This window comes from Achromobacter sp. (assembly GCF_050285585.1).
Classification (GTDB): domain Bacteria; phylum Pseudomonadota; class Gammaproteobacteria; order Burkholderiales; family Burkholderiaceae_B; genus Achromobacter.
Window position 1 is genome coordinate 1 of record NZ_JBLZXF010000024.1, and the last position, 14,291, is coordinate 14,291.

Annotated in this window: 18 protein-coding genes and 1 pseudogene; 11 read left to right on the forward strand and 8 right to left on the reverse strand. The window is 69.8% G+C overall.

Going from position 1 to position 14,291, the window contains the following annotated elements; all coding sequences use genetic code 11:
* Positions 1-275 (reverse strand): annotated as a pseudogene (locus ACN6PJ_RS23460) (NADP-dependent malic enzyme); the annotation flags it as partial.
* Between the two features lie 106 nt (positions 276-381).
* On the opposite strand from ACN6PJ_RS23460, the gene ACN6PJ_RS23465 reads away from it, so the two are divergent.
* The 5 genes from ACN6PJ_RS23465 (at position 382) to ACN6PJ_RS23485 (ending at position 4,346) form a co-directional block, all read left to right on the forward strand.
* On the forward strand, positions 382-1,350 hold the full coding sequence (locus tag ACN6PJ_RS23465) for a LysR substrate-binding domain-containing protein (RefSeq protein ID WP_427998195.1): 969 nt from the start codon (positions 382-384) through the stop codon (positions 1,348-1,350).
* 102 nt (positions 1,351-1,452) lie between these two features.
* Positions 1,453-2,004: a hypothetical protein gene (locus ACN6PJ_RS23470; RefSeq protein ID WP_427998196.1), complete on the forward strand. Its 552-nt coding sequence runs from the start codon at positions 1,453-1,455 to the stop codon at positions 2,002-2,004.
* On the forward strand, positions 2,004-2,495 hold the full coding sequence (locus ACN6PJ_RS23475; RefSeq protein WP_427998279.1) for a hypothetical protein: 492 nt from the start codon (positions 2,004-2,006) through the stop codon (positions 2,493-2,495). The genes ACN6PJ_RS23470 and ACN6PJ_RS23475 overlap by 1 nt, the downstream gene beginning before the upstream one ends.
* Before the next feature lie 68 nt (positions 2,496-2,563).
* Positions 2,564-3,370, forward strand: a complete 807-nt coding sequence (locus ACN6PJ_RS23480; RefSeq protein WP_427998197.1) for an AraC family ligand binding domain-containing protein — start codon at positions 2,564-2,566, stop codon at positions 3,368-3,370.
* 79 nt (positions 3,371-3,449) lie between these two features.
* Positions 3,450-4,346, forward strand: a complete 897-nt coding sequence (locus ACN6PJ_RS23485; RefSeq protein ID WP_427998198.1) for a DMT family transporter — start codon at positions 3,450-3,452, stop codon at positions 4,344-4,346.
* Here the strand turns inward: ACN6PJ_RS23485 and ACN6PJ_RS23490 are convergent.
* A complete protein-coding gene (locus ACN6PJ_RS23490) occupies positions 4,343-4,825 on the reverse strand; it encodes a MarR family winged helix-turn-helix transcriptional regulator (RefSeq protein WP_427998199.1) in 483 nt (160 codons plus the stop codon). The genes ACN6PJ_RS23485 and ACN6PJ_RS23490 overlap by 4 nt on opposite strands.
* 89 nt (positions 4,826-4,914) lie before the next feature.
* On the reverse strand, positions 4,915-5,826 hold the full coding sequence (locus ACN6PJ_RS23495; RefSeq protein WP_427998200.1) for a LysR substrate-binding domain-containing protein: 912 nt from the start codon (positions 5,824-5,826) through the stop codon (positions 4,915-4,917).
* Between the two features lie 204 nt (positions 5,827-6,030).
* On the opposite strand from ACN6PJ_RS23495, the gene ACN6PJ_RS23500 reads away from it, so the two are divergent.
* Together ACN6PJ_RS23500 and ACN6PJ_RS23505 are read left to right on the forward strand one after the other, a co-directional pair.
* Positions 6,031-6,369, forward strand: a complete 339-nt coding sequence (locus tag ACN6PJ_RS23500) for a sel1 repeat family protein (protein ID WP_427998201.1) — start codon at positions 6,031-6,033, stop codon at positions 6,367-6,369.
* Positions 6,366-7,136 carry a sulfite exporter TauE/SafE family protein gene (locus ACN6PJ_RS23505; protein WP_427998202.1) on the forward strand — a complete coding sequence of 257 codons (771 nt, stop codon included), beginning with the start codon at positions 6,366-6,368 and terminating at the stop codon, positions 7,134-7,136. The genes ACN6PJ_RS23500 and ACN6PJ_RS23505 overlap by 4 nt, the downstream gene beginning before the upstream one ends.
* Positions 7,137-7,162: 26 nt before the next feature.
* On the opposite strand, the gene ACN6PJ_RS23510 is transcribed toward ACN6PJ_RS23505, so the two are convergent.
* The 3 genes from ACN6PJ_RS23510 to ACN6PJ_RS23520 all read right to left on the reverse strand — a co-directional run bounded on the left by ACN6PJ_RS23510 (position 7,163) and on the right by ACN6PJ_RS23520 (position 9,322).
* Positions 7,163-7,948, reverse strand: a complete 786-nt coding sequence (locus ACN6PJ_RS23510) for an SDR family NAD(P)-dependent oxidoreductase (RefSeq protein WP_427998203.1) — start codon at positions 7,946-7,948, stop codon at positions 7,163-7,165.
* A gap of 183 nt (positions 7,949-8,131) precedes the next feature.
* Entirely contained in the window at positions 8,132-8,281 is a 150-nt protein-coding gene (locus ACN6PJ_RS23515) for a hypothetical protein (RefSeq protein ID WP_427998204.1), read from the reverse strand.
* 153 nt (positions 8,282-8,434) lie between these two features.
* Entirely contained in the window at positions 8,435-9,322 is an 888-nt protein-coding gene (locus ACN6PJ_RS23520) for a LysR family transcriptional regulator (RefSeq protein WP_427998205.1), read from the reverse strand.
* A gap of 110 nt (positions 9,323-9,432) precedes the next feature.
* Between ACN6PJ_RS23520 and ACN6PJ_RS23525 the strand changes: the two genes are divergently transcribed.
* Entirely contained in the window at positions 9,433-10,335 is a 903-nt protein-coding gene (locus ACN6PJ_RS23525; protein ID WP_427998206.1) for an alpha/beta fold hydrolase, read from the forward strand.
* Positions 10,336-10,452: 117 nt separating this feature from the next.
* Complete coding sequence (locus ACN6PJ_RS23530) at positions 10,453-10,785, forward strand: hypothetical protein (protein ID WP_427998207.1); 333 nt, start codon at positions 10,453-10,455, stop codon at positions 10,783-10,785.
* Between the two features lie 13 nt (positions 10,786-10,798).
* Here the strand turns inward: ACN6PJ_RS23530 and ACN6PJ_RS23535 are convergent, their stop codons facing one another.
* Both ACN6PJ_RS23535 and ACN6PJ_RS23540 read right to left on the reverse strand, forming a co-directional pair.
* Positions 10,799-11,335: a GNAT family N-acetyltransferase gene (locus ACN6PJ_RS23535; protein ID WP_427998208.1), complete on the reverse strand. Its 537-nt coding sequence runs from the start codon at positions 11,333-11,335 to the stop codon at positions 10,799-10,801.
* A gap of 7 nt (positions 11,336-11,342) precedes the next feature.
* Positions 11,343-11,915, reverse strand: coding sequence for a helix-turn-helix domain-containing protein (locus ACN6PJ_RS23540; protein ID WP_427998209.1), 573 nt, complete (start codon positions 11,913-11,915; stop codon positions 11,343-11,345).
* An 80-nt stretch (positions 11,916-11,995) separates the two neighbouring features.
* Here ACN6PJ_RS23540 and ACN6PJ_RS23545 point away from each other — a divergent pair, with 80 nt between their 5' ends.
* Together ACN6PJ_RS23545 and alkB are read left to right on the forward strand one after the other, a co-directional pair.
* Positions 11,996-13,540 carry a phospholipase D family protein gene (locus tag ACN6PJ_RS23545; protein ID WP_427998210.1) on the forward strand — a complete coding sequence of 515 codons (1,545 nt, stop codon included), beginning with the start codon at positions 11,996-11,998 and terminating at the stop codon, positions 13,538-13,540.
* A gap of 10 nt (positions 13,541-13,550) precedes the next feature.
* Positions 13,551-14,210 carry a DNA oxidative demethylase AlkB gene (gene alkB, locus ACN6PJ_RS23550; protein WP_427998211.1) on the forward strand — a complete coding sequence of 220 codons (660 nt, stop codon included), beginning with the start codon at positions 13,551-13,553 and terminating at the stop codon, positions 14,208-14,210.
* Positions 14,211-14,291: the final 81 nt, after the last annotated feature.

The following is a 14,291-nucleotide window of genomic DNA, read 5'->3' on the forward strand; positions in this document are numbered from 1 at the left end:
ATCACCGGCTTGGAGGCCAGCGCGCCGATGTTGCCCAGCCCCAGCACCGCCGTGCCGTTGGTGATCACCCCCACCAGATTGCCCCGGCCGGTGTAACGGAACACATTGGCCGGGTCGGCCACGATCTCCTCACAGGCCGCCGCCACGCCGGGCGAGTACGCCAGCGCCAGGTCGCGCTGGCTGACCAGCGGCTTGGACGCCATGACGGAGATTTTTCCCGGGGTGGGGAATTCGTGATAGTCCAATGCCGCCTGGCGGTCCGACAGGTTATTCATGGGGCAACGCCTCCTAGTCTCGATGTCCAAAAATTCTAGGCCCCAAGACATAATGAGATCATTCGGATTTAATATTGTTCCATTACCTTTGCCTTATACATTGTCTATGACCGCCTTCGATCCGGACGCCGTCATCCGGAAACTGACATCGCGGCTGAAGATGCGCCACCTGATGCTGCTGCTGCAAATCGAGCATTACGGATCCCTGACCCGGGTGGCCGAGCACATGGCCACCAGCCAGCCCGCCGTCACCAACGCGCTGGCGGAACTGGAAAACATGTTCGACGTGCCCCTCTTCGAGCGTTCGGTAAGAGGCATGACGCCCACCCCGCTGGGCGCCGTGGTGCTGACCCGGGCCCGCGCCCTGGTCCACGACCTGGGCCACCTGGTCCAGGAAATGGAGGCGGTGGCCGCCGGCCACGCCGCCCATCTGCATATCGGCGTCATCCCCTTCGTCTCGGGCCAGATGCTGTCGTCCGCGATCGGCCGCACGCGGCCGGCGGGCCGACAGGTCACCGCCACCATCCACGAAGGCCAGGGCCCCGCCCTGTTGCGCCAGCTGCGCGACCACACCCTGGACATGGTCGTGGGCTGGGCCACGCCTTCCGTGGACATGACGAACATCGCTTTCGAGGTGCTATACCGCCAGCCGCCGCGGCTGATCGCCAGCCGCCGGCTGGCCGCCCGCCTCGGCCGCTCGCGCCTGGAATGGAACCGGCTGGCCGACCTGGACTGGATCCTGGGCACGCCGGGCAGCCCGATCCGCGAGCAGGTGGCCGACATCTTCCTGCGCGCGGGCCTGACGCCCCCGCCGCCCTCGGTGCAAAGCGACTCGTCCAAGCTGATCGGCGAGATGATCGTCGCGAGCGACCGCGCGGTCACCATCCTGCCGGCCGACATCGCCGACGAGCTGGTGCGCATCGCCGGCGCGGCCATCGTGCCGTATTCCTTCGACTGGACCCTGCCGCCGATTTCCCTGTTCACGCGCTCCGATGGGCTGCGCCGCAACGTCGACGCCCAGTTCGCGGCGGCGCTGCGCGAGTCCTACACGAAAGGGGCGCGCCCCCCGGGGTAGGCGCCCGGCGGCAAAATGCCAAGAAATGCAAAAGCGCTACCGGCGCGGCCGCCCGCCCTCCTATACTTGCCGCGCCAAGCATCACGCAGGAGGGCAAGCAGCTTGTCGTTCACATTTCCGCCTATCGCCGCGCGCCGCGGCGCGACAGTCCTTGCCGGCCTGGCCGCGCTGGCGGCGCTGTCCGGTTGCAATTCCATGCTGAGCGAGGGCACGGGCGCGGCGGCCGGCATCGCCGGCACCGCCATCGCCAACCAGGTCACTGACAACGCCACGGTGGCCACCGGCATCGGCCTGGGCGTGCAGGCCGGCGCGAAGGCGGCGCTGGCCTACGCGCAGCGCAAGACCCGCGGCGAGGAACAGGACGCGATCGCCATGGCCGCGGGCCCGCTTGGGGTAGGGAAAGTCGCCAACTGGCAGGTCAAGCATCAGCTGCCCATCGAAAGCGACGCGCAGGGCCAGGTCACTGTCAGCCGGCTGATCGGCGGCGTGGGCCTGGAATGCAAGGAAGTGGTCTTTTCCATCGACACGGCCGCCGACAAGGCCGCAGCCCCGCCCATCCGCGAGTTCTACGTCACCACCGTCTGCCGGGACGGCAGCCAATGGCGCTGGGCCAGCGCGGAACCGGCCACCGCGCGCTGGGGATCCCTGCAGTGATGCGCGCGTCATGCCTGCTGGCGGCGGCCGCCAGCCTGGGACTGGCCGGATGCCAGAGTTCCACCATCGGCGGCGCGACGGGCGCCGTGGTGGGCACCGTCAGCGGCGCCGCCACCGCCAACCCGGTGGCGGGCTACGCGATCGGCGTCACGGTGCAGGCGGCGGTGGACGCCACCGTGAAATACGTGTTGCGCGAATGGAAGAACGACCAGCAGAACGTCATGGCCAACGCGGCCGGCGAATTGCCCATCGGCCAGGTCCGGCAATGGGAGATCCGCCACTCGCTGCCGGTGGGCAACGAGCGCGGCGGCATCCAGGTCGTGCGCGACATCGATACGCCCCTGACCCGATGCCGCGAAGTGCTGTTCACCGTCGAACAGGACGGCGCTCCGGCGCCCGCCTACGCCAGCCTGATCTGCCGGCAGACCGGCGGCCAATGGAAGTGGGCGGCGGCCGAGCCGTCGGTTGCGCGCTGGAACGGGCTGCAATAACTTGATCGCTTGATCGGGGCGGGCGCCGCGGGCGATACTGCCCGCAACCCCATACGCTCCCTTCCCTCATGGATCCAGGCCAGTTCGTCATGCATCGCAGCGCGCTCGCCGGCGTGCAGGCCGTGGCGGCGCGCAGCCGCCTAGCCTTCGCGCGGCACACGCACGAGCAGTTCGGCATCGGCGTCGTGCGCCTGGGCGCCCAGGTGTCCCATAGCGGTCGCGGCCAGGTCGAGGCCGGCCCCGGGCACGTCATTACGGTAAACCCGGGCGAAGTGCACGACGGCGCCCCGATAGGCGATGGCTTGCGCGCCTGGCAGATGCTGTATCTGGATCCGGGCGTGGTCGCGCAGGCTGCCGATGAGCTGCGGGCCGACGGGCACGGCTACGAATTCGAACACCCCGCCCAGGATCGCCCCGCGCTGGCGCGCGACGTGCTGGCGCTTTACGCGCAGGCGACGGCCGGCGCCGCGCCGCTGGCGTGCGACGGCCTGCTGCTGCGCATTCTGGCCCAGGCGGGCCTGCCGTCCGCGCAGGCCCGGGACCGGAAAACGCGCGCGGTCCCCGACGCCATCCGCCATGCCCGCGGCCTGATCGACGACGACCCGGCCGCGGCCTTGTCCCTGGCCGACCTGGCCGCAGCCAGCGGCCTGAGCCGCTACCAGGTGCTGCGGGCGTTCGCGCGCGCCACCGGGCTGACGCCTCACGCCTACCAGATGCAGCGCCGGCTGCTGCTGGCGCGCAGCCTGATCCGCCAGGGAACGCCCCTGGCCGACGCCGCGGCAGCCGGCGGCTTCGCCGACCAAAGCCACATGACGCGGCTCTTCGTGCGCGCCTATGGCGTCTCCCCCGGCCGCTACGCGCTGGCCGCGGGCTGAGCTCGCAATTTCATTCAAGACCTGGCGCGGGCCCGCCGCCTACGCTGCGCTTTTTCGTTGAAAGGGCGTGGACGGAATCATGAACAGCCGGATACAGGGCTATTGCTGCCTGGCAGCCGCCATGCTGCTGGTGGGCAGCACGGTGGTCGCCAGCAAGATCATCGGAACGGGCCTGCCGCCCTTCACCGCCACCGCCCTGCGGTTCGCCGTCGCCTTGCCTTGCTTCGGCTTGCTGATGGCGCTGAGCGGGGCGCGGCTGCCACGGCTGGACGGGCGCGACTGGCTGCTGCTCGCGGCGCAGGCGATCGCCGGAAGCGTGGGCTACACCGCGCTGTTGATCGCCGGGCTGCAGCGCGCATCGGCCGTAGATGGCGGCATCATCCTGGGCACCCTGCCCCTGGTTTCGGCCGGGATCGCCATCCTGCTGCTGGGCGAACGTCCGGGCAAGGCCACGCTGGCCGCCATTGCCGCGGCCGGCTTCGGCGTCTGGCTGATGACGCGCCATGCCGTCGGCGCGGCGGGCGGCTCCTCGCTCGCGGGCAATGCCCTGATCCTGGGCGCGGTGGTCTGCGAAGGCCTGTTCATCCTCCTCAACAAGCGGCTGCGCGTGCCGGTCTCGCCGCTGGCGCTGTCGACTCTCATGGCGGCCTTCGGATTTGCGTGCTCTGCGCTGGCCAGCATCGCGGAAGCGCCGTGGACGCTGTCCCTGTCCGTCCCTGCCCTGGCGGCCACGGTCTACTACGCGCTGGTGCCCACGGTGGGCGGATTCCTGCTCTGGTATGCGGGCTCGGCCCGCGTCAAGGGCGCGGAGGCCGCGCTCTTCACGGCCCTCGCCCCGGTCTCCGCGGTGGCCCTTGCCGCCGGCCTGCTCGGCGAGCCCCTGGCGGCGCCGCAACTGACCGGCATGGCCTGCGTGCTGGCCGCCGTCGCGATCCTGGGATCGGCCCGGACCGGATCCAGGGCCCGTTCACCCTAGCCGCGGCTGAAGGCCAGCGCGAATTCCTCGGAGAAAATCTCGCCCAGCGCGCGCCGCAGCGCGGCCGCCCGCTCGGCGCCATAGGCGGACTCGAAGCGGCGCTGCGCCTCTTTCCAGAGGCGACGGGATTCCGCCAGCTTGGCCCATCCCGTCTCGGTCAGCGCCACGCGGCGGCTGCGGCCGTCCAGCGGATCGCGCGAGGAGCGCACATAGCCATCGCGCTCCAGCGGCTTGAGATTGTGGGCAAGGGCGGAGCGGTCCAGCACCATGGCCCGCGCCAGGTCCGTCATCGAAGGCGAGCCCGCCCGCGCGATATGCATCAGGATCGAATGCTGCGACACCTTCAGGCCGCAGGGCGCCAGCACCGAGTCATACAACTGCGACACCCGCCGGGTCGCCTTGCGCAGCGCCGCGCCGTTGCAGACCAGCGGGTCCGGGACGTTGAACGGGGCGGCGGCGGGGGACGGATCGTCAGGCATGACAGGCGCGGGAAAAGGGAGGGGGACCTGCAAGGGCTTAACGCTACCGCCGCTCGGCGTCCGCGTCTAGGGTGCCCGCGCCCCGCCCCTCAGGAATCGCGCCCTGCCCCCTGGGCGACGGGCGCATCGCGCAGGGCGTACTCCACGAGTTCGGCCGCGTAGGCCGGCAGCGCTTCGCGCACGCACAGCACCAGATCGCGCGACGCCCAGCCGTCGGCCAGCGCAACCCGCCGCACGCCGGCCGCGCGCCCGCAACGCACCGCGGCCACGCGCGGAACGATACCGATGCCCACGCCCTGCCCGACCATCCGGCACACCGCGTCGAAACTGCGCAGCCGCACGCGGTACGACAGCGCCTTGCCACCGCGCCTCGCATGGTGCGCGATGTGTTCCTGCAAGGCGCTGCCCTCCACCAGCCCCACGAACTCCTGGTCCGCCACGTCGGCCAGCGCCACGGCCGGACTCCCGGCCAGCGGATGGCCCGCCGGCACGATGAGCGTCAGAGGATCGTGCCGGAACGTGACCGTGCGCAGGCCGTGCAGATCGGCGGAGTCCGCCAGCACGCCGATATCGCAGGCTCCGGCGCGCAATGCGTCGGCGATCTCGTGGCTCAGCCGTTCTTCGAGATCGACGGATACGCGGGGATGGTCCTTGAGGAACGCGCCCAGGACCGGGGGCAGGTATTCGCTCAGCGCGGCCGTGTTGCACAGCACCCGCACGTGGCCCTTCAGCCCCTGACCGTAGTGGTCCAGCTCGCCCCGCATGCGGTCCATCTGCGCGAGCACCACCCGCGCATGATGCGCGAGCGTGCGGCCCGCGGGCGTGGGTTCGACGCCGCGCGGGCCGCGCAGCAGCAAGGGCACGCCCAGCGTGTCCTCCATGCCGCGGATGCGCTCGCTGGCCGAGGCCAGCGTCATGTGGGAGCGCCGGGCGCCGGCCGTGATGGAGCCCGTTTCCTGCACGTTGAGAAAGAGCCGCAGGTCGGTGAGGTCGAATCGCATGCAAAAAGCGTAGCATGCGAGGCTCAGGCCTTGCCATAGGCTTGCTACGCGAGATCCCGATTCGCAGTCCGGCCCTTCGAGGATGACAATGAAGGCCTGTTCATCCATTGCTCGGGGAAACCTATGAAAACCCGGAAAATTCGGCACTCCTTGGCCCGATGGCCAGGACTCGCCCTGATTGCCCTGGCGCTTCACGCCTCAGGAATGGCCGAAGCCGGAGGCGGCCTGGGCCCTGCGATCACTCCCGCGCAGCAGTATGCGCTGGCGCTGGAGGCACAGACCCTGGGCGACTACGCCGGCATGGCGCAATGGCTGCGCGCGTCCGCCCGCGGCGGGCACGCGCCGGCCCAGCGCATGCTGGGCATGGCGCTGATCGGCGGCCCGGCGCTCTATGGCTCCGCCGTGCCCGCCGATCTGTGCGAAGGGCGCCTATGGCTGCTGCGCGCCGCGCGCCAGCAGGTCGCCGGCGCCGACGACCCGGCCTATGCCCTGTTCGGCCGCCCCCGCGGCGATGCATTGACCTCCCCCTGCGAGACCCCATGAATCCCTTCGATCTGCTGCCCGGCGGCACCCCGGCGCTGCTCGCCGCCACCGCATCCGTGTTCATCCTCGCCGGCGTGGTGAAGGGCGTGGTGGGACTGGGGCTGCCCACCATTTCCATGGCCATGCTGGCGTTGCTGATGGCGCCGGCCCAGGCCGCCGCCCTGCTCATCGTGCCTTCCCTGATCACCAACCTCTGGCAGACACGCCCCTGGCCCGCGCTGCCGGCAGTCCTGCGCCGCATCGCCGGCATGCAGGCGGGAATCTGCGCCGGCACCATCGCCGGGGCGCTGTGGCTGGGCGCGCCTTCCGGCCAATGGGCCGGCGTCTGCCTCGGGATGGCGCTGGTGGCCTACGCCGCCTGGGGCCTGTTCGGATCGCCGCTCAGGGCGCCCGCCCGCCACGAAGGATGGCTGGGCGCCGCGATCGGCGCCGTCACCGGCGTGATCACCGCCGCCACCGGCGTATTCGTGATTCCGGCCGTGCCCTACCTGCAGGCGCTGAACCTGGACAAGGACGACCTGATACAGGCGATGGGGATTTCGTTCACGGTGTCCACGGTGGCGCTGGCCGCGGGGCTTTGGCTCAATGGCGGCTACACGCCCGAGGCAGCGGGAGCTTCCCTCCTGATGCTGCTGCCCGCGCTGGCGGGCATGGCCCTGGGCCAGTGGCTGCGCGCCAGGCTGTCCGCGCGGACCTTCAAGCTGTGCTTCATGATCAGTCTGGCCCTCCTGGGCGCCTACCAGGTCGCGCGCGGCCTCGGCTCATAGCGTTGCGCGGCGCGCGCCGGCCGCCTTCAGGCGGCCAGCCGCCTTTCGTCCGCGAAGCCGATGGACACGGACATCTCCCGCCAGCGCGCCAACTCCTGCTGCACCGACTGAATCTTGGCGCGCGCCTGGTCGAAGGCATCGCGCCCCAGGAACAGGTGCAGGGGCGCATACTGCGCCTGGGCCGAATTGATCAACGCCTGAGCCATTTTGGCGGGGTCCCCGCCCGGCTCATGGCCGCGCGCATCGCGGGCCGCGCGCATACGGCCCGGATACACGAGCGACACGCGGATGCCGTGGGGCGCGGCCTCCGCGGCCAGCGCCTCGGTCAGGCCGCTGACGGCGAATTTCGTGGCGCTATAGGCGCCCCAGCCCTCGCAGCCGCCGTCGAAGCCCAGGATCGACGATACGTTGAACACGTGCCCGCGGCGTTGTTCCCGCATGCGCGGCAGCACGGCGCGGATCACGTTCAGCACGCCGAACACATTGACATCGAAATTGCCGCGCAGGTCGGCGTCCGACAGGCTGTCCAGCGCGCCCTGCAGGCCGTAGCCCGCGTTGTTCACGACCACGTCCAGCCCGCCGAATGCGGCGACGGTGGCGTCCACGGCCCGCTGGACGTTGCGCTCGTCCGCCAAGTCCACCGTCAGCGGCAGGAAACGGCCTTCCAGCTTGGCGCCCACGGCGTCGAGCAGCGCGTCGCCATCGCGGGATGTCGCGGCCACCTTGTGCCCCTGGTCCAGCAGCATCTTCACCAGGATCAGGCCCAGTCCCGCCGACGCGCCCGTCACCAACCAGATTTTCTCGGTATTCATGCGATTCCCTTCCCTTGCTTGCCATGCCGGCCACATGCCCGCATGTCTGGCGGACCGGGGCATCCGGCAAGCGCGCGGAGATCCCCGATTCCGTGTAGGGATGGTAAGAATCGCGAGCCCGGGCGTACAGGCTCGTTCTTGCGTGAAATCTGCCTATTCCTGCGCCGATACGGTCCGGCGCGTTCAGCCCAGCGCGCTGCGGTAGTGCTCGCGATCGAAGCGCGGAGCGGTTCCCGCGCCCGCCGCGGCGGGTTCGGCCGCCGGCTCGGCGGGCGTCGCGACGCCGAAGAGAGAGAGTTCAGCGCTGACCAATGCAAGTATGAAATTCGCCATGACGGCTCCTTGAATATCGCGTCCCGACCGGAGCGGATGCCCCCGGTCTTGTAGAGGACCTAGCCGCCATGGTGCGGGCCATGGCGTGGCGCGTCCATTTGCTTTACTCAATGGCGGCGATTGAGCATATGCAAGCCACGGAGCCCGGCCTCGTCAGCGCGCGAAGCGCCGCCGCTGGCCGGTCTGCCGGACGGCGGCCACCAGCGCCCGCGCCGCGGGTTCGGCGGAACGCGCGTAGGCGTAGAAGCGCGCTGGCGGCAGGCCGGGCATCCCCTCGTCCGCGGACAGGGGCCGCAAGCCCGCGCGCAATTGGCTGCGCGCCACCGGAGCGACGGCAAAGCCCGCCTGCGCGGCCGCCAGGCAGCCCGCCATGCTGGAACTCTCGAACACGGGCCGCCATGCGCGCCCGGCCTGCGCCAGCGCCGCAATCGCCGCCTCGCGGTAGACACAGGGTTCGGGAAAGACCGCCAGCGGCACTTGCGGCCCCTGCCGCCACGGCTTTTCGTCGCTCCAGGCCCAGATCAGTTCCTCTTCCCAGAGCAGTTCGCCGTCGTCCGGCACGCGCGCGCATTGCTTGCCGAACACCACGTCCAGTTTGCCGCGCGCCTGCTGCCGCAGCAGATCCGCGGTCACGCCCACCTTCAATTCGATGGACGCTCCGGGATGCGCCCGGTGGAATGCCTGCAGCACCTCGGCCAGCCAGGCGCCGGCGAAATCCTCCGACGAGCCGACCCGCAGCCGGCCCTTGAGCCGCGCGCCGCGCAGCCGGGCGCGCGCCTCTCTTTCCAGCTCGACGATGTTGCGCGCATAGGTGTAGAGCGTCTCGCCGGCGGGGGTCAGCTCGAAGCTGCGCGTCGTGCGGTCGAGCAGCGTGGCGCCCGCCGCGGACTCCAGCCGCTTGATGTGCCCGCTGACGGCCGAGGGCGTCAAGGCCAGCGCATCCGCGGCCAACGCGAATCCGCCGCAATCGACGACCTCCAGGAAGGTGCGCAGCAGCGTCAGGTCCAGGACGGCGCCCGCGGATTCATACGAAGCATCCATGATGACTGTCGCCCGTTTATTAACGATCTAATGATAATACCTTCAAATTCTTCATGAATCATGATGTGCGGCAAACCTATCCTGGTGTCTTCCCCTCTGAAGGAATCCGCATGACATCGCCCCGCCGCTTTCTCGTCCAGACGCCCGCGCTGGAAATCTCCTGTCTGGAATGGAACCCCGAAGGGCCGCGCACGGCCGTGCTCGCGCATGGCTGGCCCGACAGCCCCGAATCCTGGCGCGCCGTTGCCGAACGCCTGGCCCTGGCCGGCTACCGGGTGCTATGCCCCGCCCTGCGCGGCTTCGGCGCCACGCGCTTTCGCCACGCCCGCGCGCCGCGCAGCGGCGAACTCGCCGCACTGGGGCGGGACCTGCTCGACTTCGTCGCAGCCCTCTCCCTGCGTCGCCCGGTCCTGGCGGGCCACGACTGGGGCGCGCGCGCCGCGGCCAACGCCTGCGGCCTGCAACCCGGCGTGGCGTCGCACCTGGTGCTGCTGTCCGTCGGCTATGGCACCAACGATCCCAGCCAGGCCCTGCCGCTGGCCCAGGCGCGCAATTACTGGTACCACTGGTTCATGGCAACCCCGCGGGGCGCCGATGCGCTGCGGGAAGACCGCCGCGCCTTCGCCCGCTACATGTGGGACACCTGGTCGCCCGCCGGCTGGTACGAGGAAGCGCAATTCGAGGAGGCGGCGCGCGCCTTCGACAATCCCGACTGGACGGAAGTGGTGCTGCACTCCTATCGCCATCGCTGGGGCCTGGCCGACGGCGACCCGGCATACGCCGAGGACGCGGCCCGCCTCGCGCCCGCGCCGGCGCTGGCGGTGCCCACCCTGGTGCTGCATGGCGGCGCAGACGCCTGCAACCAGCCCGCCACGTCGGAAGGCAAGGAAGCCTGGTTCAGCGGCGGCTATGAACGGCGGGTGCTGGACCGCGTAGGCCATTTCCCCCAGCGCGAAGCTCCGCATACCGTGGCCGACGCCATTCTGAAATTCTGCGGGACGGCCAGCGCCTGAACGCCCCGGCCGGGCGGCCGTGGCGGGAATGACGGATAATCCGTCTGTTTCCCGCCGCCGCGTTGGCAGGGGGGTTATCGGCGGGCGCGGCGCGCCCGCCTGCATTCGGAGTCAGCTATGTATCGCGGCATTGAGGCGATCGAACACTTCATGGAATCCATCGGCCTGGTCTGGAGCCCGGGCGCGACCGAACGCGCCGAGCTGAAGGCCAGCTACCGCATCGGCAATACCCGCCCCCTCGGCATCGACCGCACGCTCGTGGAATTCCACTGCGATCCCAAGCGCGCCAAGGTCTGGGTGCCCGAGTTCTCGCGCACCAGTTTCCACCAATGGTTCGAAGTGCCCTACCAGGAATTCGAATTCACCCCCGGCGGCTCGATGCTGAAGATCAAGGCCGCCGCGCGCGGCAACGCTCCGCCCTACAGCGTGGGCATCAAGCCCCTGGCCTGAGCCCCGCCGCCGGTCACAGCGGCTTGTACATGACCGTCGTTCCGTCCAGCTTGCCCGCATCGCGCGGATCGCGGCTGAAGCCCGGGATCACGCCGACGGTCCGGTAGCCCATCGACGCATACAGCGGCTCCGCGCTGTCCCCGGTGCGCGTGTCCAGCGTGATCAGGCTGCGCCCCCGGCGCGCCGCCATGGCCTCGGCCGCCCCGAGCAGGGCGCGAGCGATGCCGCGGCGGCGGAAGTCCGGATGCACCAGCAGCTTGCGCACCTCGGCGCGATGCGGCTGGTTGGGCGGAGTATCGCAATCCAGCTGCACCGCCCCCGCGACCCTCCCATCCTGGCGGACCACCCACAGCATCAGCATGCCGCCTGCGACGGCCGGCAACACCTTGTCGCGCCAGAACATCAGCGCGTCCGAGGGTTCGTACGGCAGGACGAAGCTGACGCTGGCGCCGTCCTGCACGCAGGCGTGCAGCAGGCCGGCCAGCTCCGCCAGCATGGCGGCGGCCTCATCGGCCGACAGGAGGATCGCTTCAAATCTCGGTGGGGACATGGTGGACTCAGACGATGAAAAGCAGGTATCGGGCCCCGCTGTGCGGCGGGGTGGAGAATTCGCTGGCGCCGAACAACTGATAGCGCAGGCAGTCGCCGGGAGCCAGACGGTAGGCCTGGCCGTCGACGGTCATGGCCAGCTCGCCTTCCAGCATCAAGAGATGATGTTCCAGGCCCGGCCGCGGCGAACGTTCATAGGAAATGCGCGCGCTGGCCGCCAGTTCGCAAGCCAGCACCTCGCCCGCCAATTGCCGCGCCGGCGGCGAAACCGAGCGCCGGCGAAAGCCGGCGCTGTCGTCCACCCACACGGCCTGCGCCTGCTGGGGAACCAGCGGCGCGAACTCGTCCTCGACCATGAGCATCAGGCGCGACATGGTCAGGCCGTAGGCAGCGCATAGCTTGCCGAGCGCGCCGGCCGTGGCGCTGACCTCGGCGTTTTCCAGCCGGGACAAAGTGGCGCGGCTGACTCCGGCGCGCCCGGCAAGCTCGTCCAGCGACCAGCCGCGTTCCTGGCGCAGGGCTTTGAGCCTGTCGGCGATGCGCCGGTCCAGGGACGAATCCGAAGAGCGTAAATTTTCCATATAAGAGAATTTCTCTCATATTGGGAAATCCGTCAAGCGCAGGCCGCGGCCCCCGCCGGGATTTCGGCACAATAGGGGCCATGCACTTGGCCACCCCCCTGATCATGACCGTCCTGACTCTGAGTTTCCTTAGCGGCTGCGGCTTGCCCTCGCTGGACAAACGCAGCGAATCCCGTGCCTTGACGCCGGAAGCATCGCAAGAAACCCCGCTGGGCCGGGCGATCGCGCCCATCGCGGCCGCGCATCCGGGGAAGTCCGGCATCCATCCGCTGCCCGACGCGTACGACGCGTTCGCGGCGCGCATGATGCTGGCGCGCGCCGCCGAGCGCAGCCTGGACGTGCAGTACTACATCTGGCACAACGACATGACGGGCACCATGCTGCTGGAAGCCCTGCACGCAGCGGCCGACCGGGGCGTGCGCGTGCGGCTGCTGCTGGACGACAACGGCACTTCCGGGCTGGACGACGAGCTATCCGCGCTGGACGCGCACCCGAACATCGAGGTAAGGCTGTACAACCCCTTCGTGCTGCGCTGGCCCAAGCCGCTGGGTTACGTAACGGACTTCAGCCGCCTGAATCGGCGCATGCACAACAAGTCCTTCACCGCCGACAACCAGGCCACCATCGTCGGCGGCCGCAACGTGGGCGACGAATACTTCGGGGCTGCCAGCGGCGTGCTCTTTACCGACCTGGACGTGTTGGCCATCGGCGCCGCGGTCAATGACGTTTCCGTGGATTTCGACCGGTATTGGGCCAGCGAATCCGCCTACCCCGTCGACCGTCTGCTGAAGAAGCCCGCGCCGGGCAGGCTGGAGCAGCTGGAACAGGCCGCCACGCGCGTCGAGCGCTCGCCGGAAGCCGCCGCCTATGCCGACGCCATGCGCAAGCTGCCCTTCATCAGGCAATTGCTGCAAGGTGAACTGGCGCTGGAATGGGCCGACACCCGCATGGTGAGCGACGATCCGCGCAAGACCCTCGGCACCGCGCCGCCCGAGGCCATGCTGCCCCATCAGCTGCATGAAATCATCGGCGCGCCCACCTCGGACCTGGAACTGGTGTCGCCCTATTTCGTGCCCACGGCGAGCGGCACCCAGGCGTTCGCGCAGATGGCGCAGGGCGGCGTCAAGGTCAAGGTGCTGACCAACGCGCTGGAAGCGACCGACGTGGCGGTGGTGCATTCCGGCTACGCGAAGCGCCGCAAGGACCTCCTGGCCAGCGGCGTGGAGCTGTTCGAGATGAAGCGCATGTCCGCCGGAGTCGAGCGCAACAAGAGCATGGGCCCCTTCGGCAGTTCCGGCTCCAGCCTGCACGCCAAGACCTTCGCCGTCGACGGCCGGCGCATCTTCGTGGGCTCGTTCAACTTCGATCCGCGCTCGGCCAAGCTGAACACCGAACTGGGGTTCGTCATCGACAGCCCCGCGCTGGCCAGCCGCATCGCCGAGTCCTTCGAGCGCGATCTCCCTTCCGCCGCCTACCGCGTCTGCCTTGACGACAAGGGCGGGCTCTACTGGCTGGAGCAGCGCGGCGGCCAGACCGTCCGCCACGACACCGAGCCCGGCACCACGCTGTGGCAGCGTCTGTCGGTGTGGTTCGTGTCGCTGCTGCCGCTGGAGCCGCTGCTGTAGGCGTCCGGACATGGCTTCGAACCTGGATCTTTTCGGCAACGACGCCCCGGAACACAGCGGGCGGGTGGAGCTCGGCCCGCAGTCCGTGGTGCTGCGCGGCTATGCCCTTTCCCGGGTCGATGCGCTGCTGTCCGGCGTCGACGCCGTCACGGCGCAGGCGCCCTTCCGGCACATGGAAACGCCCGGCGGCTACGCCATGTCGGTAGCGCTCACCAACTGCGGCCGCCTGGGCTGGACGAGCGACGCCCGCGGCTACCGCTATACCCGCGAGGATCCCCTGTCGGGGCGGCCCTGGCCCGACATGCCCGCCGCCTTCGTCCAGCTGGCGCAGGCCGCGGCGGCCGAGGCCGGTTTTCCGGATTTCGCGCCGGATGCCTGCCTGGTGAACCGGTACGAGCCGGGATCCCGGCTTTCGCTGCACCAGGACAGGAACGAACGCGACTACGGCGCGCCCATCGTGTCGGTGTCGCTGGGCATGCCGGCGGTGTTCCTCTTCGGCGGCGACGCGCGCGGGGACAAGGCCTCGCGCACGCCGCTGTTCCATGGGGACGTGGTCGTCTGGGGCGGCGTGGACCGGCTGCGCTATCACGGCGTCCTGCCCATGAAGGATCTGCCTCATCCCAGGCTCGGCAGCCTGCGCATCAATTTCACCATCCGCAAGGCGGGCTGAGCCCCGCCGCAGGCATGAGGGTTCTCCGCGTCTGGCCCGCCGGTCCGGGCGGCTCTACGATTGCGCACCTCCCTTTCCCGA